The 20,801-nt window shown below is 40.0% G+C and carries 21 protein-coding genes and 1 pseudogene; 5 read left to right on the plus strand and 17 right to left on the minus strand.

Going from position 1 to position 20,801, the window contains the following annotated elements:
- Positions 1–175: 175 nt before the first annotated feature.
- Positions 176–766 (minus strand): macro domain-containing protein, encoded by a 591-nt coding sequence (locus AC2JBO_RS15390; RefSeq protein WP_496954528.1) that lies wholly within the window; start codon positions 764–766, stop codon positions 176–178.
- Between the two features lie 318 nt (positions 767–1,084).
- Between AC2JBO_RS15390 and AC2JBO_RS15395 the strand changes: the two genes are divergently transcribed.
- Together AC2JBO_RS15395 and AC2JBO_RS15400 are read left to right on the plus strand one after the other, a co-directional pair.
- Entirely contained in the window at positions 1,085–1,918 is an 834-nt protein-coding gene (locus tag AC2JBO_RS15395; protein ID WP_496954529.1) for a class I SAM-dependent methyltransferase, read from the plus strand.
- 269 nt (positions 1,919–2,187) lie between these two features.
- Entirely contained in the window at positions 2,188–2,682 is a 495-nt protein-coding gene (locus AC2JBO_RS15400) for a DUF427 domain-containing protein (protein WP_496954530.1), read from the plus strand.
- Between the two features lie 146 nt (positions 2,683–2,828).
- On the opposite strand, the gene AC2JBO_RS15405 is transcribed toward AC2JBO_RS15400, so the two are convergent.
- From AC2JBO_RS15405 to AC2JBO_RS15425, 5 genes are all read right to left on the minus strand, one after another.
- On the minus strand, positions 2,829–3,539 hold the full coding sequence (locus AC2JBO_RS15405) for a peptidase (RefSeq protein ID WP_496954531.1): 711 nt from the start codon (positions 3,537–3,539) through the stop codon (positions 2,829–2,831).
- A 31-nt stretch (positions 3,540–3,570) separates the two neighbouring features.
- On the minus strand, positions 3,571–3,804 hold the full coding sequence (gene secG, locus AC2JBO_RS15410; RefSeq protein ID WP_096689868.1) for a preprotein translocase subunit SecG: 234 nt from the start codon (positions 3,802–3,804) through the stop codon (positions 3,571–3,573).
- A gap of 88 nt (positions 3,805–3,892) precedes the next feature.
- Complete coding sequence (gene gpmI / locus AC2JBO_RS15415) at positions 3,893–5,491, minus strand: 2,3-bisphosphoglycerate-independent phosphoglycerate mutase (protein WP_496954532.1); 1,599 nt, start codon at positions 5,489–5,491, stop codon at positions 3,893–3,895.
- A 444-nt stretch (positions 5,492–5,935) separates the two neighbouring features.
- The gene (locus tag AC2JBO_RS15420; protein WP_496954533.1) at positions 5,936–7,630 is read right to left on the minus strand and encodes an ABC-F family ATP-binding cassette domain-containing protein; all 1,695 of its coding nucleotides are present in this window, start codon (positions 7,628–7,630) and stop codon (positions 5,936–5,938) included.
- Positions 7,631–8,331: 701 nt separating this feature from the next.
- A complete protein-coding gene (locus AC2JBO_RS15425; RefSeq protein WP_496954534.1) occupies positions 8,332–8,829 on the minus strand; it encodes a hypothetical protein in 498 nt (165 codons plus the stop codon).
- A gap of 384 nt (positions 8,830–9,213) precedes the next feature.
- Here AC2JBO_RS15425 and AC2JBO_RS15430 point away from each other — a divergent pair, with 384 nt between their 5' ends.
- Positions 9,214–10,512 carry an MFS transporter gene (locus AC2JBO_RS15430; RefSeq protein ID WP_496954535.1) on the plus strand — a complete coding sequence of 433 codons (1,299 nt, stop codon included), beginning with the start codon at positions 9,214–9,216 and terminating at the stop codon, positions 10,510–10,512.
- A gap of 134 nt (positions 10,513–10,646) precedes the next feature.
- Complete coding sequence (locus AC2JBO_RS15435; RefSeq protein WP_496954536.1) at positions 10,647–11,105, plus strand: hypothetical protein; 459 nt, start codon at positions 10,647–10,649, stop codon at positions 11,103–11,105.
- Here AC2JBO_RS15435 and AC2JBO_RS15440 read toward each other — a convergent pair.
- The 3 genes from AC2JBO_RS15440 to AC2JBO_RS15450 all read right to left on the minus strand — a co-directional run bounded on the left by AC2JBO_RS15440 (position 11,089) and on the right by AC2JBO_RS15450 (position 13,656).
- Positions 11,089–12,015, minus strand: coding sequence for a type II restriction endonuclease (locus tag AC2JBO_RS15440; protein WP_496954537.1), 927 nt, complete (start codon positions 12,013–12,015; stop codon positions 11,089–11,091). The two genes, AC2JBO_RS15435 and AC2JBO_RS15440, sit on opposite strands and share 17 nt — an antisense overlap.
- A 14-nt stretch (positions 12,016–12,029) precedes the next feature.
- Positions 12,030–13,067, minus strand: coding sequence for a DNA adenine methylase (locus tag AC2JBO_RS15445; RefSeq protein ID WP_496954538.1), 1,038 nt, complete (start codon positions 13,065–13,067; stop codon positions 12,030–12,032).
- 262 nt (positions 13,068–13,329) lie between these two features.
- A complete protein-coding gene (locus tag AC2JBO_RS15450) occupies positions 13,330–13,656 on the minus strand; it encodes a helix-turn-helix domain-containing protein (protein ID WP_496954573.1) in 327 nt (108 codons plus the stop codon).
- Between the two features lie 84 nt (positions 13,657–13,740).
- On the opposite strand from AC2JBO_RS15450, the pseudogene AC2JBO_RS15455 reads away from it, so the two are divergent.
- Positions 13,741–15,103, plus strand: a pseudogene (locus AC2JBO_RS15455) (transposase).
- Positions 15,104–15,174: 71 nt separating this feature from the next.
- Here AC2JBO_RS15455 and prfA read toward each other — a convergent pair.
- From prfA to rpsK, 8 genes are all read right to left on the minus strand, one after another.
- Complete coding sequence (prfA, locus tag AC2JBO_RS15460) at positions 15,175–16,275, minus strand: peptide chain release factor 1 (protein ID WP_496954539.1); 1,101 nt, start codon at positions 16,273–16,275, stop codon at positions 15,175–15,177.
- A 105-nt stretch (positions 16,276–16,380) separates the two neighbouring features.
- The gene (gene rpmE / locus AC2JBO_RS15465; protein WP_496954540.1) at positions 16,381–16,626 is read right to left on the minus strand and encodes a 50S ribosomal protein L31; all 246 of its coding nucleotides are present in this window, start codon (positions 16,624–16,626) and stop codon (positions 16,381–16,383) included.
- Positions 16,627–16,786: 160 nt separating this feature from the next.
- On the minus strand, positions 16,787–17,203 hold the full coding sequence (rpsI, locus tag AC2JBO_RS15470; RefSeq protein ID WP_496954541.1) for a 30S ribosomal protein S9: 417 nt from the start codon (positions 17,201–17,203) through the stop codon (positions 16,787–16,789).
- Positions 17,204–17,208: 5 nt separating this feature from the next.
- Positions 17,209–17,664 carry a 50S ribosomal protein L13 gene (rplM, locus tag AC2JBO_RS15475; protein WP_496954542.1) on the minus strand — a complete coding sequence of 152 codons (456 nt, stop codon included), beginning with the start codon at positions 17,662–17,664 and terminating at the stop codon, positions 17,209–17,211.
- A gap of 38 nt (positions 17,665–17,702) precedes the next feature.
- Positions 17,703–18,527, minus strand: a complete 825-nt coding sequence (truA, locus tag AC2JBO_RS15480) for a tRNA pseudouridine(38-40) synthase TruA (protein ID WP_496954543.1) — start codon at positions 18,525–18,527, stop codon at positions 17,703–17,705.
- Between the two features lie 20 nt (positions 18,528–18,547).
- A complete protein-coding gene (gene rplQ, locus AC2JBO_RS15485) occupies positions 18,548–18,898 on the minus strand; it encodes a 50S ribosomal protein L17 (RefSeq protein WP_496954544.1) in 351 nt (116 codons plus the stop codon).
- Positions 18,899–19,118: 220 nt separating this feature from the next.
- A complete protein-coding gene (locus tag AC2JBO_RS15490; RefSeq protein ID WP_496954545.1) occupies positions 19,119–20,066 on the minus strand; it encodes a DNA-directed RNA polymerase subunit alpha in 948 nt (315 codons plus the stop codon).
- Positions 20,067–20,360: 294 nt separating this feature from the next.
- Positions 20,361–20,756 carry a 30S ribosomal protein S11 gene (rpsK, locus tag AC2JBO_RS15495; RefSeq protein ID WP_496954546.1) on the minus strand — a complete coding sequence of 132 codons (396 nt, stop codon included), beginning with the start codon at positions 20,754–20,756 and terminating at the stop codon, positions 20,361–20,363.
- Positions 20,757–20,801: the final 45 nt, after the last annotated feature.

Genomic DNA, 20,801 nt, shown 5'->3' on the forward strand with positions numbered 1-20,801 from the left:
ACCTTATTCTTCCGCATCCTTCTGCCCTCTGCCCCCTGCCCTCTGCCTTTTTTCGTGCCATTCCCCCTTGATCAGGGGGGAATAAGAGAAATTAAAGTTTCATTATTAAGGGAAAAAAAGAGGATTAAAGCCCCCCTTGTTAAGGGGGTTGGGGGTATTTTTTAGGTTTTTGTATTCACGACCCTTCCCAAATTTGTAGTTGCCTTGATGCTGCAACAAAACAGTTGATAACCTTTGATGGATAAACAAAATGGTCATAAGCAACGGACATCTGTCTAGCTGCTTCACAATAAGGTACTCGTCCAATGCCTGTTCCCAACCCAGGACAAGCTACGCTATTAATTGGGTGATTGGAATTTCTATTGTGTTGTCGAATTGCCAATAGCATTGCCCACATTGCTGTATAAGGGACATCAGTACATTTAATAGTCATTGGCACCCGCATTGTAGGAGTATGTGCCAAAAAAGGATGTTTAGGATGTCCAGTTTCAATAATAAATGATGTACCAACTGGTTGTTCTCCCAAATAATCTTCAAGTATTTGCTGCTGGACTCTCTTTTCTAGAGAAATACCAAAGAACTTGATAATTGCCGCATCCATACCACCATCCATCATTCCAAACGAGTTAGCAGGACTTACCAAGCAATCAAATTCTTTTAGCTGCTCAAAGTAATTATTGACTATTTCAACATTCGGGAAGTAAGCAAAGTATTGTTGAAACGCAGTATACAGCGAGTAGTCAGGCGCCACGAGTATTAATTTCATATTTAGGATTGTAGCTTGAGATGAGTGCATCTGTTGCGTGCGGTCTGCACAATAATATTATTTACGGTATGGATTTTTATTTATAAACTATCTAGGGAATGGCAATATTCACAGTGCCACTGACAACCACAGCCCCGGAAACACCCGACTTCTCTAAGAAGTCGGGAATCTTATTATAATTTTTCTGATTCTGAATCCACAGGCAAAAGAATCATTATTGATGTATTATGATATAACCTCTGTTCCCTCTGCGCCTCTGTGGTAAAAAAATAATTACCACTCTTACACAGAGAAACAGAGAACATAAAAAGCATATCCATGTCAGAACCAGAACAGATAAAACACTACAAACAGCAATTACTCGCTGACTTTAATTCTCGTACCAATTATGACAGTGGTAGATTTTACATACCAATTGCCCAGCGATTAATAGAAGTAGCAAACCTACAAAGCGCGCGCACAATATTAGACATTGCCACAGGTACAGGAATATTAGCCTTAGCAGCAGCAGAAAAAGCAGGCACCCAATCCAAAGTAATTGGAATAGATATTTCTGCGGGGATGTTAAGTAATGCTAAACAAAAACTAGCTGCCTCTGGTTTACAAAATGTAGAATTTATCGAAGCTGATGCCGAACTAATAGACTTTGAGCAAAACAGTTTTGATGTAATATTGTGTTCGCTAGCAATTTGTTATCTAACTAATATTCCTACAGCTTTACAAAAATGGCATAGTTTTCTCAAACCAGGTGGAAAACTAGTATTTAACGCTTGGACAGAAAATGCATTTACAACCTCTATTTTATTTCGAGAAGTTACAGCTAGATATGGTATTAATGTACCCAACCCAAATGCACCACTAGGTACACCGCAAAAATGCCAGCAATTGTTAGAAGCAGCAGGTTTTCAGAATATTACAATTCAACAAGAGCAGTTTGGCTGGTATTTTACCCCTGACGTAGATAGCGCACAACAAATATGGGAAGTTAACGCTAAAAACGTATTTGGCAACCAAGTACAACAACTGGCGCCCGAAAAACTGCAAGAATGTTTTGCAGAATATATAAAAGAAGTTCAAGCATTACCAGTAACTGAACAAGGCGCCTGGTGTGATGCATCAATATTTTTTGTAACAGCGCAAAAAACACAATAATCAAATCAATATTTGCCAACATCTAAAAACTAATGAAACTTCCGCGCGCTTCTGCAACAGCAATTTGGAAAATATCTTACCAAGATAATCCTTTGTTAAAGTTACCCACATCTACAACGGGAGCAAATTAAAGCTGAATATGATACACGAATAGAAGCATTAGCTACTGAAAAAGGTGTGTGGTGGGATATCACTACTTTTTTAGCTATTGGTCATAAAGCTTAGTTGTTAATATAAAATTAGAGTAATTATACTTATACTATAGCTTTATGAGACCGCAACGCATTGAACCTCAACCCGGACAGGAGTCAGTATGGGACTATCCACGTCCACCACGTTTGGAAGATGTGAGCAAATATATTCAGATTATTTTTAACGGTGAAATAATCGCTGATACTCACAATGCAAAGCGAGTATTAGAAACTAGCCATCCCCCAGTTTACTATATTCCACCTGCGGACATTAAGATGGAATATCTCATAAAAATGCCACAATCTAGTTTTTGTGAGTGGAAAGGAGCAGCAGGATATTACACATTGCGTGTAGGTGAAAAAGAATTACAAAACGTTGCCTGGTTCTATCCTAACCCCACACCTAAATTTGAATCTCTCAAAGATTATGTAGCTTTTTATGCACATCCAATGGATGCGTGTTATGTAGATGGTGAAAAAGTGGCGCCGCAACCAGGAAATTTCTACGGTGGTTGGATAACCAAAGATATCGTAGGACCATTTAAAGGTATTCCTGGCAGTTGGGGATGGTAAATTTAACTGATTTTTAAGAAGAGTTTTTGTAATTCAAAACTTTTAAAAATTAAATTAACTATCTTGTGGAATGGGCATCCTTGCCCGTTCTTACATACCTATACAATGAGGCGGGCAGGGATGCCCGCTCCACAAGATACAAGAATTTATTTTTGCCAACCTAATTTAGTTGGTTGTTCATATACCTTTTTTAGGGTGTTCACATCCCTAGTTGAGATTAATGGTGGGTTACGGACTTGGGAAAAGTATAAAGCGTCGCTTTGTAGTGGGCTATGTCCCCAAATACCTAATGCGTGTCCAAGTTCGTGCCGCACGGCTGCAATAAGATATTCACCCATTTGACTGGGACTTAATAAAATATTAAATCGATGGTATAAGATATTATTTTTTGTATACAAATTATATGTCGTCTGTGCAGAACGCGCGCGCGGTGGGTTTCCTTGAAGTGGTGGCGCCTTTCTTAAAATCGTAATATCCGCTGACTCTGATTCCTTAACTATCTGTAACGGTAAATAAGCATTCCATTCTTGAACTGTTGATGAGACAGCTTTTACCCATGTGTCTGCTTGATTGTTATTGAGATTTTTTGGCGTTTCGATATAAACCTTGACGGGAAAATTTGACCAGACTAAATATCCTACTTCCGTTGGTTTCACAGCGTCGAAATAATCACCGCTATTTTTTGCGTCTTGCCAACGCGCGAGTGTTGATGGTAAAGGATGTGTAATTGAAGGTGTTTGCCCAATGACAATAAACTGCGAGTTGATTATAACTAGCAGCCAAGTAGTTAATAATATTCCTAGAAACAGGATATTGGGTCTAGGGTTACGGTTATAGTAATTTTGTTCCGTTCCCATTGCCCTATCCTCCCCTATAATGTCTTGCTGGTTATTTAGGCAACCAACCAGCGCTTAATACAACGGTCAAGCCCATAAATATAGCAGTTAATGCCCAAGTCACACGGTTAAGAGTACTTTCAGCGCTTTTGGTGCTGCTAAATAATTGAGCTTGTCCACCAATGGCGCCAATACCATCACCTTTGGGACTGTGAAGTAATACCAAAATAATTAAGCCAACAGCAGAGAATGTCCAGATTCCTTGAACAATGTTAGTGACGGTCATAACCAAAATTAGATAAAAAAGGTTAATAGTTAATAGCCTTGTAAGTAGGGCAAAGCCCCACCTACTCGCGTTATAACTGTCTACTATTCTACATTCCCACCGATACAGGTGTGCGGTTGTTTCGCACTTCGTACTCAGCAGATTGTACTAAGGATTTCCCAGTCATTTCTACAGGTTGGGGAATTTGCAAAATGTCTAAAATTGTTGGGGCAATATCCGATAACTTACCATCTGAGCGTAAGTTAACCTCTGTACCGTGTCCGGGGATTTTTGCTCCTTCGCCTTCGACTAATATTAAGGGTACTGGGTTTGTAGTGTGAGCAGTCCAAGGATTGCCCGTTTCATCTAACATATGTTCTGCGTTGCCGTGGTCAGCTGTAATAATTGCCGTGCCACCTGCTTTAATTACACCTTCTAGCAGGCGCCCCACACAACGGTCTACTGTTTCAATAGCTTCCACTGTGGCTTCAATTTGACCTGTATGCCCCACCATATCCGGATTGGCATAATTTATTACCACTAGTGAATATACTTGCTTCCCTATAGCAGCTAATGCTACATCGGTGACGGACGAAGCAGACATTTTAGGCGCCTTATCATAAGTTGCCACCATTGGACTCGATACGAGTTCGCGGTCTTCACCTGGGAAGGGTTCTTCTAAACCACCGTTGAAGAAATAAGTTACATGGGCGTATTTTTCAGTTTCCGAAGTGCGGAACTGTTTTAAACCCTGTTGCGAAATTACTTCTCCCAAAATGTTACTAAGATTTTGTGGCTCAAATGCAACACCGACTGGTAACTCAGGTTCATACTGAGTAAAAGTCACAAAAGACAGTGGCGCAATTAATTGTCTTTCAAAACCGTTAAAATTAGGACTCACCAAAGCTTGAGTTAGCTGCCGCGCGCGGTCAGGGCGGAAGTTAAAAAAGATAACACCATCGCCAGCTTCAACTGCTCCTGGTGCTAACCGCACGGGAACAATAAACTCGTCGGTTATGTCAGCAGCATAAGACGCTTTGACAGTTTCCATTGCCGAGAGTCCATTACCCTCACCATCAATAGTCATCACATCGTAGGCAAGTTTAACTCGATCCCAACGACGATCCCTATCCATAGCGTAATAGCGACCGCTAATTGTCGCTATTTTACCAACGCCGATACGGTCGATGTAATTTTGAATTAGTCCTACTGCTTCTACACCTTCTTTAGGTGTAGTATCACGACCATCAGTGATCGCGTGAATACAAACCTGGGAAATACCTTGCGCTTTAGCTAAGTCAAGTAGTCCAAACAGGTGGCTAATGTGGGAGTGTACACCTCCCTCAGAACAAAGCCCGACCATGTGCAGTTTGCCATTTCGACTCAGGACTTCCTGACAAATCTTTACTAACGCTGGGTTAGAGTTAATGGAACCGTCTTCTACCGCATCTGAAATGCGTACTAACTCTTGCGGTACCACTCGACCAGCGCCAATATTCAAATGACCAACTTCTGAGTTACCCATTTGACCTTCTGGCAAACCGACGGCTTTTCCTGACGTGCGAATGAGGGTGTGTGGATATGCCGACCATAGGCTATTCATGACTGGGGTCTTAGCCTGTGCAATTGCATTTCCTTTTGTCTCTTCGCAGTAGCCCCATCCGTCTAAAATGACTAGCACCACGGGAGCAACAGGTGCCTTGGTCATAATAAAACTGCCCTTTACTTTTTGTAATATCCGAATAATACCACTGCTACCTGTCATCGCAAGTGAATTTTTGCTTATTAGCTTCTCTTATTACAAATATACGTTTTTTTAGATATTTCTTAATCATTAAATACTTATAGTTACATTCAGCACTGTCATTCAATAGATGCAGTTTATTCATATCTTGCTTGACTGTATCGGCGCCAACCGAACCATGAATAATCTCGACATTATCAAATTACATTTTCTAATGCAATTTGCTGTAACCAATTAGTAATTTCAAATTTGTATTTAGCTAACTTTCAATAAATGCTAAAAATTCTCATTAATTTATCTTGTGGAATGAGATATCTTGTGGAATGGGCGTCCCGCCCGTTCTTTATAAACTCAAAAAAGGGCAGGCAAGATGCCTACCCTACATGATTTTGCTTAAAAAAATCATTCTTACTTTTTCTTTGCACCAGCTTTAGCGGATTTTGCAGCTTTCTTAGCAGCTTTTTCTTGCTCGACAGCAGCAAGACGCACGGCTTCTTTTTCTTCCTCTAGTTTACTGAGATAGTAATGGTAGTCACCTAAGTAAACACGAAACTCACCATCGCGAATTTCGACGATTTTATTTGCTATCTGGGAAACAAAATAACGGTCGTGGGAAACAACAATCACGCTACCTTCGTAATTTTGCAGGGCATCTTCGAGCATTTCCTTTGCGGGAATGTCTAAGTGGTTTGTAGGCTCATCTAAAATTAACAAATTCGCTGGACGCAGTAACATCTTAGCTAGTGCTAACCGTGCCTTTTCACCACCGCTTAATGCTGATACATTTTTAAATACAGTGTCACCGCTAAATAAAAACCGTCCTAAAATTGTCCGAACTTCTTCGTTTGTCCAGGTAGGTACTTCGTCATGGATAGTTTCCATCACACTCTTGTTTAAATCGAGTGCTTCTGCTTGGTTCTGTTCAAAGTAACCTGGAATTACGTTGTGATCCCCAAGTTTCGCTGTACCTTCACTTGGCGCCTCCATTCCCATAATTAAGCGTAGCAGTGTAGACTTACCTGCACCATTAGGAGCAACAAACGCTATTCTGTCACCACGCTCAACTATTAAGTTGGCGCCTAAAAACAGGATTTTATCATCATATGTATGTGTTAAATCCTTGATAATTATAACTTCGCGTCCGCTGCGGGGAGCAGGAGGAAACTGGAAGTGTAAAGTACGTACTGAACCAGTAGGCGCCTCAATACGTTCAATTTTATCAAGTAGCTTTTCTCGGCTTTTCGCTTGAGTACTACGAGTCGCACTAGCACGGAATTTTTCTACAAACGCTTGTTGCTTTTCGAGTTCTTTTTGCTGACGTTCAAAAGCATTTAGTTGTGCAGCTTGGTTTTCAGCCTTTTGTTGCAGATAAGAAGAATAATTACCTAAATATGTAGAAGAAACACCGCGTTCAGTTTCGACTATTTGAGTACATAAACGGTCAAGAAACTCTCGGTCATGAGATACTATCACCATTGGAGTAGTCAGTTTCTTGAGATAACCTTCCAACCACTCGATAGTTTCTAAGTCCAAATGGTTCGTAGGTTCGTCCAGCAGTAACAAATCAGGTTCTTGCAGCAAAATCTTACCCAAACCCATCCGCATTTGCCACCCACCACTGAAAGCACTTACTAAACGCTCACCATCTTCGAGTTGAAAACCCATTTCTGGTAGAATCTTGCCAATGCGCGCGTCTAACCCGTAACCATCAAGTGCTTCAAACTGACGCTGTAACTTATCTAACTTATTAATTAACTTATCAAGTTCTTCGGGTGTGGCACTTTCCATATCGCGCTGTACTTGTGCCAACGCCAACTGTACTTCGTTTGCTTCCTTAAATACCGTCCAAAATTCTTCGTTAACAGTGTGTGACGGGTCTACCTCAAACTCTTGGTTGAGGTAAGCTATGTGTAAACTAGAAGGACGAATTATTTCACCCGAAGTCGGCTCAACTTCACCTGTGATAATCTTAAGTTGGGTGGACTTACCGGCGCCGTTAACCCCAACTAAACCAATTCTGTCACCGGCTTTAACCTCCCAATTAACATCCTTGAGGACTTCACCAGTCGGGTAAATTTTACTGATATGTTCGAGTCGTAGCATCCAGTGTCTCCAAGGTAGGGAATGAGTGGTAAAGTGCGCGCGTTTACGCTTCGTGTCCAATCTTAACAAAAATTAATGCGAATGTAGAGACGTTACATGTAACGTCAGAACAAAATTTTGATATTTATTTCTACTTGTAGGTTGGGTCTTGCACTTTCTTGACAACATGTAATATATATTACCAACTTTATCACCACGCTCATACCCGCCTAGGGTTAAAACCCATAGGCTAATAGCTCAAGTCCATTTTAATGGACTAAATTAATCGGTAATATTCAAAACGTGTTTATTGTTAATTAGTTATTAATGCGTAGAGATACGTATCAGTTTATGCATAACTACCCTGCGGGAAAACTACCATACAGTAAAATGTTGTTTTCCTCAAGTCGCTTTGTCCAAACATAGCTTTTAACCCTGCCTCTTTATAAATGTTGTTTTTCTCAAGTCCAAGTCAGGGTCGTTGAAACCAATTATAAGTTTTACGTTTGATACATCAGCCATAATCGCGACTCAAGATCAAAGTTTGGTAAAGAAAACGATAAGTAGTTCTAGACTATCTTAATCTATACCAACTTTGATTTTGTCTTTTACGGAAATATACTAATATTTTTTTATACTTGTATATTTGTTTGATGAGTTATTTGTTTTGGTTGCTGGTTTGTGGTATATCGCCTGAACACTGCACAGGCGAGACGCCTATGCTACGGTGCATCGTTGTTTTCTTTGCCGTCTCTGACTTTTAGTAGCTCATCTTTTGAGATGCCTAAGATGCGGGAAAGCGGCGCCAACAATCCGTCTTCAATAGCTTCTCCTGCGTAAATGTTGTTGAGTTCGACAGGTGAGACTTTGAACGTGTCGCAAAATTTGGCAAATTCCTTATCGCCTAAATCTAATTCTTGCTGTCTTTCACGTAAAAAGCCTGCAACTGCAAACGTTCCATATTTTGGACGCTCGCTGGTTTTTAGATATTTCTTAATTAGCTCTTTAACTTGACTAGCATCACCACCTGATTGTCGAAGTAAATCAGTACATGCTTTCGCGAGCGCTTTTTTCAATAACTCGTCTTCGTTTAAGTGTTTGATTATCGTTTCCGAATATTCTTTATTGAAAAACCCAGCTACGGCGCCTTTATAATAAACAGGCATGTAACTTTCGTGTACACCTAATTGCCAATCTGCGGGTTCGTTACGTAATGTCATGGCTGCACCTGTAATTTTAGACTTTACCTGTTATAGCCTGACTTTTTCGCAGATGTGTAAAATTTAGTACCTAGAAGCGTCTTTACCACGTTACAACAAGAAGCGCAAGTCTTGTCTTCCCACCTTTAGGTATATTTTGGGGCAATATTCTAGTTCAAGTTGTTTCAACAAGAATCTATAAAAAGTATTAGCCTTTTTAAACGCAAAAAATCGTAATATATAAATAATTGCATTTTTGAAGTAAATTAATAGCTCCATACCCAGTTAAGAAGCATTTTTGCTTGGCTAGTATCACACTATACCATTTCGGAAATTGTCATATTAAAGGGTGAATTAAACATATTTTTACGATAAACACTTAGTATAAAAAATAAGGTAAAACGATTGGAAGTACTTCTACGGTTGGACAGCAAAATACGTAATTACATGCTGATTTTATTCGCAGCCGGTTTATTATTTTGGTCGAGCATTGGAGCGTTATTGTCAACGTTACCACTGTACATTGAGGACTTGGGAGGGTCTAAAGGGGAAGTCGGTATTGTCATGGGCAGTTTTGCCATTGGTTTGTTAATATTTCGTCCTCAGTTAGGAGAACTAGCAGACCGACGTAACCGTAAAATTGTTTTAATTATTGGCGCCTTTGTTGCAGCGATTGCACCACTAGGCTATCAAATATTTACATCAATACCTGGGTTAATGGCGTTACGCGCGTTTCACGGTATAAGTATCGCAGCTTTCACAACAGCTTATGCAGCATTAGTTTCTGACATTGCTCCGGCTGAAAATCGCGGTGAAGTTTTGGGTTACATGACTTTGACTGGAGCAGTGGGTTTAGCGCTTGGTCCAGCAATTGGTACTTATATCCAAGAACATGCAAATTATACATTATTATTTAATACCACCGCTATCTTAGGTTTACTCTCGCTTTTATTTATACTGCCAATAGAAAATATTCCCGTACCTCAACAATCAGACGATACTGGTAAAGACGAAAGTTTTTTGCAGATGATATTGAGTGCGAGGGTAAGAGTTCCGGCGCTAACTATGCTACTAATTGGGTTAGCAGTGGGTACGTTAAATACTTTTATCCCACTATTTATCAAATCTATACATATTGACTTTGATTGCGGGTTGTTTTACACAATTGCAGCATTGTCCAGCTTAAGTTCACGATTTTTTACTAGCAGGGCAAGTGACAGAATTGGCAGAGGTTTATTTGTTACCCTTGGTTTGATTGCTTATACACTGTCAATGTTATTACTATGGCAGGCAAACAATGATTTATCATTTATCGTGTCAGCAATACTTGAGGGCGCCGGAGGTGGTACATTTCTTTCAACAATGGATGTACTAATAGCAGACCGTTCACAACCGCAAGAACGCGGACGAGTATTTGCTTTATGTGTAGCAGGGTTTGACTTGGGTATTGCAATTGCAGGACCGCTTGGTGGTTCTATCGCCGAACTAGTTGGCTATGGTAACATGTTTGGCGTTGCTGGCGCCTTAACTTGTTTAGCAGTTGTAATTTTCCTTACCTTATCCAATAAAAACCTTATCAACTCCTTGCAGTTCGCCTTTGGACGCGGTATTGATGACTTTGCATTCGCTACAGTAACTCAAAACATCGAAGAGTCACCTCTTGATTATTCCGCCTTAACTGCCACTGGCATCGCAGCAGAATAACATAATAATTGGTCGTAGCATAGGCATCCTACCTGTGCATCGAATCGTTACATAGAGAAAAATTTCTAGAAAAGTGCATAAATTTCCCTTGATGGCGCCTATTAAATAGTAGTGTCGCAATACAATCAAGATGCATGAAATCAGAAAAGAGATTTTTCCACTCAAACTTAGTCACTGAATTTGCTGCTTTAATGACTATTTATAAATCGCTTGTAAAAAATTTACAGTACAACCCCGCACTTTTAGACGAAGCAAAGAAAGTTGCTTTTCTTATAGAGGAAGATTCTTTCGCACGTATCGAAGTATTAGAACACTTAGCGTCAGCTTTAGCAAAAGCGGGACGTTATCATGAAGCTAAAGAAGTGTTAAGTCTTTTAAAGAATAGTCCAGTTGTTAAGGCAAAGGAACTACAAGATTTAGCAGTGGCATTAGCGCGCGCTGGGACTGCGTATATTGAAGAAGCAATAAATGTCTTTAGTTCGGCTGAAGAATTTACCTATAAAATCAAACACATGCCAACAAGAGTAAACATGCTGAAAGAATTGGCGGCAATCAGAAACCAGATTTATTTATATTCTAAAGCTTCTGTTTAATGATTTCAGAAAGTAACCCACTTGAAGCCATATTTAAATTCAGGGTATATTCTATATAATTAAAAGTTTCTTCGAGAGGTTTAAGAGTCTCTTTCCAGCCTAACCCATCAGTAATCCAAATAAACTTATGATTTTGTCCTGACAAAAAATCGTATAGTGTCTTATATTCACCTGCTGTGGCTTTCAATTTAGAACCACCTCCACTGTAGAAATTTACTTCTAACAAATAAAGTAGTCCATGATTATTAATTGCGAAATCGAATCTTCGACTAGATTTATCTACCTCAACTAAAATATCCCAAGTTGTCAGAATCTTCTCAGCGTTAGCTTGTTTAATATATGGAAAATTATTGGCGCCACAAATAGATTTTATAAGTTCTTCAACAATAAGCTCCATAGTGTCTCCTGCACGATTTTTTCTACCGTTACTATCAAGTCCTACTTCAATTCCTAAAACGTAATCAGGAATACTCTTGATAGTACGGTTTTCAAACAATTCTAAAACACCAGTTTCTTTGGCAAACTCCACAGCTTGTTCTATATTTTCTGGAAACAAAAGAGACTGACTACTAAAATTAAACCCTTTGTAATGAAAATTTCCATTGGCAAAACTAGTTAAGATTTTAAAATTCCTTGTTCGACAAGCTATTAAAATAGGAATTGCGCTGTAAATAGCTGGATAAGTTTGTAACAGTTCACGAAACTCTTGTTCTATATTACTTTTGCCGATTAAATAATTAAGAGTATTCAAATGAAGTTCAACGCTTTTAAAATTAGAAAAAACTTTTTGCCAATTTACAAAATAATCCCATATTGCTATGGAATCAGTTAAAGTATTTTTGAAGTGCTTAAATACGTCTTTGGTAGCAGCACTTCCTAAAAAGTCTTGAAAAATTGGGCTATTTTTCATATAATGGTTTACATTTAATAATTCATAATTAAAAGCTCACTAATTTGACCACGTTTAGAAGCATTACAATTAATTTTACGCGCGGCTTTAACTCGCTCAATTCTATATCCACGATAAGCGTCTTCAAAAAAGTTATCGGTGATTATCTCATTTTTCGGGTCTGAATTACTCAATAACAGCTTGGCGCCTCTCAAATGTAACTCATCAAAAAAATCTTTCAACCTTAACTGTTCACTATCACTAAAACAATTCTCGGAATAGCTAGTAAAATTAGCAGTACTACTTATTGGTCGATACGGTGGGTCAAAATAAACAAAAGTCTTATCATCGACAAATTCTTTACACTTCGTAAAATCTCCCAGATGAATGTGAGTTTTTTGTAACACTAATGATATTGCCTTCAAATTATCTACATTACAAATCAAAGGCTTCTTATACTTGCCACAAGGAACATTGAACTCACCTTTGGAGTTCACTCTAAATAATCCATTAAAACAAGTACGGTTCAAGAATATTAATTGAGCCGCGCGTTCTACCCAATTACTGCTAAATATATTAAAATCAATCTTCTTTCGTTGTAAATTAAACTTCTCTCGCATCTGGTAAAAATATTGACTCTTCTCTACATCCGACAAAGACCAATATTTTGATTGAATTTTCAACAAAGCATCAATCAAAGCATATAAATCATTTTTAATCGTTATATAGGCAAGTATCAATTCTGGATTAATATCATAAATGAAAAACTCATTGATACCTGACTGATAACACGAAGAAGCAAGATGAAAAAACATCGCTCCTCCTCCTATAAACGGCTCAACATATCTTTTAATTGAACCATTCGATAAGCTTGGCGGCAAATAATTACTTATCTGCTCCAAAAGCTGCCCCTTACCCCCAGCCCATTTCAAAAACGGTTTCGCCGATACTTGGTTTGCTGATGCCTGATATTTAGAAGGCGCCTCAAACACACGTCTTCTCTCCATGCCTCCCTCTACAGGCAATCGAGTTCCTACCCTAGCATCATAGTTATTATGTACTGTATAAGTCATTAATTTATGATTAATCCCGGTTTAGTACCATAGTACTTTAAAAATCTCAAAAAAGAATATTTGTTCTACTGTAATCTAAAAAATACAAGATAACAAAACAGCGTAATACCTTACCTGCTTTTATTACTAAATCAGGTAAATTCAAGTAATCTAAATATCTACATGTCAAAAACATTATCCGTGTAGGTTAGGTGGAGTTTGCAACGGATACAACGGATGTAACGGATAAGTTATTAGTTACAAACAAAAGTAAAGAATTTCGCTAGCTAGCCTTTGGTTCCTCCAAAGATTCAACCGCAGCAGCCAATCGACTGGCGCCTGCCTGAACAATCTGAGCAACCTGAGATAAAGGCATATGCTTGATTTGCCTCAAAATCAAGCTTAAATCAGAAGCTTGTTGTATTGGCTTACCTTCTATGGAAGAGAGTAATTGTTCAATAGAGTAACCAGCGTGCGCTGCAATCTGAGCTAAATTCTCGGTATCTGGGACTTTTAAACCTTTTTCCCACATGTTAACAGCTGTAGCAGAAACTCCCAAAAGCTTGCCAAAAGCTCGCTGACTCATGGAACCACGAACCTGCTTAATAATTCAATACCTTCGCCAAAATAAAGAGGGCCTTCTGTAGTAGAGTTATGTTTACCAGACTACAACTCAAACACTCCCAGAAAGCCCATGCCAAATATATTAGCACTATTGGAATGCCTACAGCGACACACGACAAGAACAACTTTAAGACGGTGGAGTCGAATCATACCAGCAATGCTGGCTTCGGAGTGGAAGAATAACCATGCTGGGTATATCAAGGTGGTGCGGAAAAGGGGGAAGCTATAGAACTATACAACGTTTTTTTGCTTCTTCATTACCTTGGGCGGCACTGTTTTGGGTCTTTTTTAAAGAACATATATTTCGCAGTAAAGAAACATATTTACTAGCAGGAGATGAAGTAATAGTTAGTAAATCAGGCAATAACAGTTATGGTATTGATAGATTTTTCTCATCTTTGTGCGACAAGCCGATACTGGGATTATCATTTTTTGCATTATCTTTAGTCAGCATTGAACAAAGGAAAGCATTTCCTATTAGTATTGAACAAGTAATAAAACCAAAAGTGGAAAAGAGTGAGACATCAAAAAAACAGAATAAAAAATCTCAATCAAATCCAAATCAAGCAACTCTGAAAAAGAAGGGTGGGCGCCCAAAGGGTAGTAAGAACAAAGATAAAACAGAAGTAATTTTTACTTTAGAGCTTCTACGTATTCGTCATTTAATTCAGGACTTACTTAAAAAAATAGGTAATTTTTTACCCCTGACTTACTTAGTTTTGGATGGTCATTTTGGAAATAATAATGCCTTGGTTATGGCTCGGCAGTTAGGTTTACAGCTAATTAGTAAGATGCGTTATGACTCGGCATTGTATATTCCTTTTGAGAATCCAGACCCTAGCCGTAAATGTCGCCGTAAGTATGGAGATAAAATTAACTATTCTTTTATACCATCACAATTTTTCAAAAAAACTGAGACTGTCGATAATATTCGTACAGATATTTATCAAGCACAACTTCTTCACAAAGAATTTTCTCAGGCATTAAACGTTGTCATTTTAGTACGGACAAATACTAAAACCTCTCATCAAAGTCGTGCTGTGTTATTTTCAACTAACTTAGATTTAAGTTATGACAAGTTAATTGATTATTACAGTCTGAGATTTCAAATTGAATTTAATTTTCGCGATGCTAAACAGTTTTGGGGTCTAGAAGATTTTATGAATGTCGGTAAAACTGCTGTAACAAATGCTGCAAATCTTGCCTTTTTCATGGTTAATTTATCCCAAGTATTGCTATCTCCCTTTCGCCAATTAAACCCAGATTTTAGCATTACAGATATGAAAGCGCTGTTCCGAGGTTATAAGTATGTTGAGGAAACTATAAAACTCCTTCCCGAAAAACCAGACCCAGTTTTACTTGCAAAAATTTTCCACAGAGTGACCAATTTAGGGCGTATCCACCCAGCCAATCCGTGTTCTACCAGTTCATAAATTTGGCGAAGGTATTGGTAAGATGTTGGGTTTGTTGGGTTTCGCTGGCGCTCCACCCAACCTACATAATATTAGTTGTTTCCAGCACTGGCGGCGAGTTCGGCTAGTTGGTCTTGTTGGTCTTGGGAGATACAGGACTGTACTACTGTTTCTAAGTCGCCTTCTAATACTGGGTTCAGTGAGAAGTTTTGGTTGAGACGATGGTCGGTAACGCGGTTGTCTTTGTAGTTGTAGGTGCGAATTTTTTCAGAACGCGAACCTGTTCCTACTTGCAGGCGCCTTGCTGAGGTGATAGCTGCTTGTTGTTCTTGCAGTTTCATCTCGTACAATTTCGCGCGCAAGATTTGCATCGCTCGTTCTTTGTTTTGTAACTGGCTTCGTTCTTCTGTACAGAAGATTCGGATACCAGTCGGTTTGTGGAATAAGTCAGCAGCAGTTTCTACTTTGTTGACGTTTTGTCCACCGGCACCACCACTTCGCGCGGTTTTCATTTCGATGTCTTTGGGATCAATATGTACTTCTACATCATCGACTTCCGGCATTATTGCCACTGTCGCTGTTGATGTATGTACTCGTCCACCCGCTTCTGTAACGGGGACGCGCTGGACACGATGTACTCCAGCTTCAAATTTTAATTGACTATACACGTCATCACCCTTTATTTCGAGGATGACTTCTTTCCAACCACCCATGTCTCCCAGTGACTCACTCACCAACGAGACTTTCCAACCTTGGGTTTGAGCATAACGAGTATACATTCGCATTAAGTCGCCAGCCCAAATACTGGCTTCATCACCACCAGTACCCGCACGAATTTCTAACATGATGTTTTTATCATCGTTAGGGTCGCGCGGTAGTAGTAAAATTTTTAAGCGATTCTCTAGAAACTCAATCTTTTTTTCGAGTTCTTTTACTTCCAGTCCTGCCATTTCTTGCATTTCTGGGTCACTCGCAGACTCTTTATATATTTGACGCGCTCCTACCAAGTCGTCGGTAGCAGCTTTCCAAGTATCGAAAGTATTTACTACTTCTTCTAAACCTGACCGTGCCTTAGCAACCTGTTGATACTCATCTTGGTCTTTGGCGGTATCTGGGTCAGCTAGGCGCCGAGTCAACTCTTGAAAAGTTTGTTCGACAGATTTTAATTTCTCTAGTAAATATTGTTCAGCCATGATGCGTGCCTCACGCTACTTCAAAAATAACTTGTTAGCTAAATGCAAAGAACACAAAATCGACCCGGCACTCTGTGCGGGGTCGTTCAAAGCAAAGCTATCCAGCTACTTCTGGTCTTCGTCTTTATTAGCAGCGGCTGATGTATCGTACATACCGTATTTACGGAGGAAGCGTTCTACGCGACCTTCAGTGTCAATAATCTTCTGTGTTCCTGTGTAAAAGGGGTGGTTTCCAGACCAAACGTCTACGTGTAATTCGGGTTTGGTTGAGCCTACTGTCATTACAACTTTTCCGTTGCAATACACTTTTGCTTCTGGATACCACTGAGGATGAATACCTTCTTTTGCCATTTTCCTGTTGTGGTTAATCTATATGAATTATAACAGTTAATGAAGAGTTTTGAGTGCTGAGTGCTGAGTAATTAGTGCTGAGTGCTGAGTGATTATTTCTAACTCATAACTCCTAACTCTTAACTCTACTTAGCACTCAGCACTCAGCACTTTTAACTCTTTATCGTTTCGAGTACTGAGGAGCTTTGCGAGCTTTGTGTAAACCGTATTTTTTACGCTCTTTTGCACGAGGATCACGAGTTAAGTATCCTTCGGTTTTGAGAGGGGGACGGTTGCCTGGGTCGAGTTGGCACAATGCCCGCGCTACACCTAAACGTACTGCGTCTGATTGACCTGTAAGTCCACCACCTTCGGCTTTTACTAAGATGTCGTAGTCGTTTTCCATACCTAGAGTTTCTAGGGGACCTTTAATAACACCAAGGTAGTTGGCGTTGAATTGGAAATACAATTCTCCTTCTTTACCGTTGACTGTTAATTTTCCAGTACCTGGAACTAAACGAACTCTCGCTACTGCTGATTTACGGCGCCCTGTACCGAAGTACATCGCGCGACCGCTGTTTGTATCGGTTGCTTGCATTAACCTTATGCTCCTGGGATTGTATTAATTTTTAATTCTTTAGGTTTTTGAGCTGCGTGGGGATGGGTTGGACCCGTGTAAACTTTGAGTTTTGTAAATAGACTTTTTCCTAGACTATTTTTAGGCAGCATACCCTTAATCGCTTGTTCAATAATGCGTTCAGGCAAACGGTCTTGGAGTTTAGCAAACGTTTCTGTTTTCATCCCACCTGGGCGCCCAGAGTGACGACGATAAAGCTTTTGTGTACGCTTTTTACCTGTTACAGCAACTTTTTCAGCGTTAATGACAATAACAAAATCACCCGTATCTAAATGAGGGGTGAATTGAGGTTTGTTTTTGCCTCTAAGAATCATTGCAATTTCGCTTGCCAAACGACCAAGACGTTGGTCTGCTGCATCTACTACGTACCAGTCACCTACTAAGGTGTCAACTGGTGGGAGATATGTTTTTTGGGCTGTCATTTTTCTTTGCTCGTTACGTTCAATTAATTAGCTCTTGGCTATTCCTCAAACACAAATTTTGGTTGAGTGTCGTACCAAATTTCTTTTGGAAATGGAAAGTCTGGATAGCCTACTCGCAATAAGCATAAGCCTTGTGCAGGTGCAGAATGTTTCACTTGCTCTCGGAGTTGGTTTTTCCAAAGATTTGTAAAGTTAGAAACTGTTCTTTCTTTTGTCCCTACCTGCACTAGCATCCCGACTATGAACCTTACCATACCGTACAAAAAACCGTCTGCTTGAATTTCTATATTAAGAAACGCACCCGAACGCTGACACTGTGCTGCTTGCACTTCTACTATTGAGTGCGCGCGCTTTGAGTTGGCACGTCGAAAAGCACTTAAGTCATGTTTTCCTACTAAAAGTTCTAACGCCGTTTGGATTAATGACTCGTCGAGTGGTGCATGATAATAATGCCAGCAAAAGGGTTTGATAAACAAATTCGGGCGTGCTTCTGTATAGAGCGTATAACGATAACGTCGGTATAATGCGCTAAAACGTGAATGCCAAGTGTTATCTACTTCTATTGAGGCTCTTATCAATACATCATTCGCCAAGTAACTATTGAGAACAGACGCCCATTTATGGGGTGGCAGTGGACTTGCAACATCAAAATGTGCTACTTGTGCCGCTGCATGAACTCCACTATCGGTACGTCCGGCTCCATGTAAGGTAATGTGATGACCGACAATACCAGCGATGGCATTCTCAATTTCTTCTTGTACGGTACGGTGTTGTGCTTGCCGTTGCCACCCACGAAAGTTAGTGCCAATGTATTGAATTACTATGGCTATTCGCTGTTTTTCTATGGGTTGAGACGTAAGCATTATTAAACTTTTTAGAACTCTTAAACTAGTTCAATTATTGCCATCGGCGAATTGTCACCACGACGTGGAACGGTACGTAAAACGCGGGTGTAACCACCTTGACGATTTTCGTAACGCTTTGGCGCCTGCTCAAATAACGCTTGCACTAGGTCTTTGTCATAAATGTAACCAAGTGCTTGGCGCCGAGATGAAAGTGAACCATCTTTTGCTAAAGTAATCATTTTGTCAACTTCAGCTTTTACTACTTTGGCACGAACTAAAGTAGTAGTAATTCGACCGTGACGAATTACTTCAGTTGTTAGCGCGCGTAAAAGGGCACGACGCTGGTCTGCTGGTTTGCTTAGTTGTTTAACTCGACAACGGTGACGCATAATAATTGATTTGAAAAAAAATACAATGGAATCAATATTTGAAGGTTGACTAATTGTTTGGGGATAGAGGGTAGTGGGTAATAGTTTAGTAGCTATTACCCGTATTCATAATAACTACCAACCATCTACGAATAACTACTAATTATTAATTATTCTTGTATCAACCATGAAAGGTTAACCAATTACCTACCGATGGCAACCCGTCGTTTGAAGCGCGCACCTAGCTATGCTTAGAACCCCGTTCTTGAGGTAAAGTAATACCCAAACGTCGCTGCAAAGCTTCTACAACTTCCTCAGCTGACTTCTGACCGAAATTCTTTATTTCTAAGAGGTCTTCTTGAGTATAATCGAGCAAGTCAGCTACAGAGTTCACTTGTGCCCGCTTCAAACAGTTGTAAGCACGCACTGAAAGCTGTAATTCTTCAATGGGTATTTGTGCCGTTGGGTCTAAATCTTCAGCAATACCCGTATCTTGTTCGGTATAAGTGAAGTCTTTTAACGGATTAAATAAGTCCACTAAAATACTTGCTGCTGAAGACAGAGCTTCTTGCGGACTAATGCTACCGTTTGTCCATACTTCAAGCAATAGTCTGTCTTTGGGTATGTTACTTTCGCCGCGCGTTTCTTCTACACTGTAGTTGACTTTTCGCACTGGCATAAATACCGAGTCTATCTGTAAAAAATCTAACGATGTCGCTTCTTCACGACCGCGCTCGACTGTACGATAACCCTTGCCTCGCTCAATCCGAAACTCCATCTCTAGTTTGGCGCCTTCAGCAAGAGTGGCGACATACTGAGTTGGGTCAATCACTTCAACTTCACTAGGTAAATCAAAGTGCGCCGAAGTAACATTAGTCGGTCCATTAACGAGTAAGCGACCAATTTGAGGTTGAGAAGAATAGCTTTTAAGAATAACTTCTTTCATCCGCATTAGGATTTCAAGAACGTCTTCTCGCACACCCGGAACGGTGGCAAACTCGTGTGTAACGCCCGCAATCCGTACCGCAGTAACCGCCGTACCCTCTAAGTTAGAGAGCAATACTCGTCTTAGGGCGTTACCAACCGTTGTCCCTTGTCCTCTTTCTAGAGGTTCCAAGACAAACTTACTGTAATGGCTCCGAGTTTCTTCTGTATTGGACTCTACACATTCAATTTGAAATTGCGCCACGGAGCAGCCTCCCTTGTATAACAGTCCTGAATCAGCAATTTTTAAGTTTTGATTGCTAGTTCGCTCTTTCACAAACGTTGCCCGGTTAATGCTTTTTATAATTCAGTTGATATCATTACTTACAGTGAGCTTGATTCAACGACAGAAAGCAATGGGCGATACGAATTAATTGGGCTATACCGAAGAATGTACGTGCCTTCGGTTTTACCTTATTTCCGGACGGCCACTATAACGAGTGAGGAGAACCAATCACGAATATGTTGCCCAGAAGGCAACTACCAATGGACGCAGCCTCTATACACGACGACGCTTAGGAGGACGACAACCATTATGTGGTATTGGAGTAATGTCCCGAATCAATGTAATCTCTAGTCCTGCCCCTTGTAATGCTCGAATCGCTGTTTCACGTCCTGCTCCCGGCCCCGAAACCATGACTTCAACTTGACGCATTCCAGAGTCAATTGCTCGTCGTGCTGCACTTTCAGCTGCGGTTTGAGCTGCAAAGGGAGTTCCCTTTTTGGCGCCCTTAAAGCCGCTCGACCCGGCACTTGCCCACGATATTACATCGCCGTTTTGGTCGCTGATAGTAACAATGCTGTTGTTGAAAGTTGATTGAATGTAAGCAATGCCATTGGGAACGTTACGTTTAGCTTTCTTGCTCCCGGCTTTTTTAGGTGTTTGACGCGCCATATTAATTCATTTGAGTTAGCGTATACCTTGCGTTAGCCGCAAGAA

The sequence above is a fragment of the Calothrix sp. CBUCES-K 9914 genome (assembly GCF_059640475.1).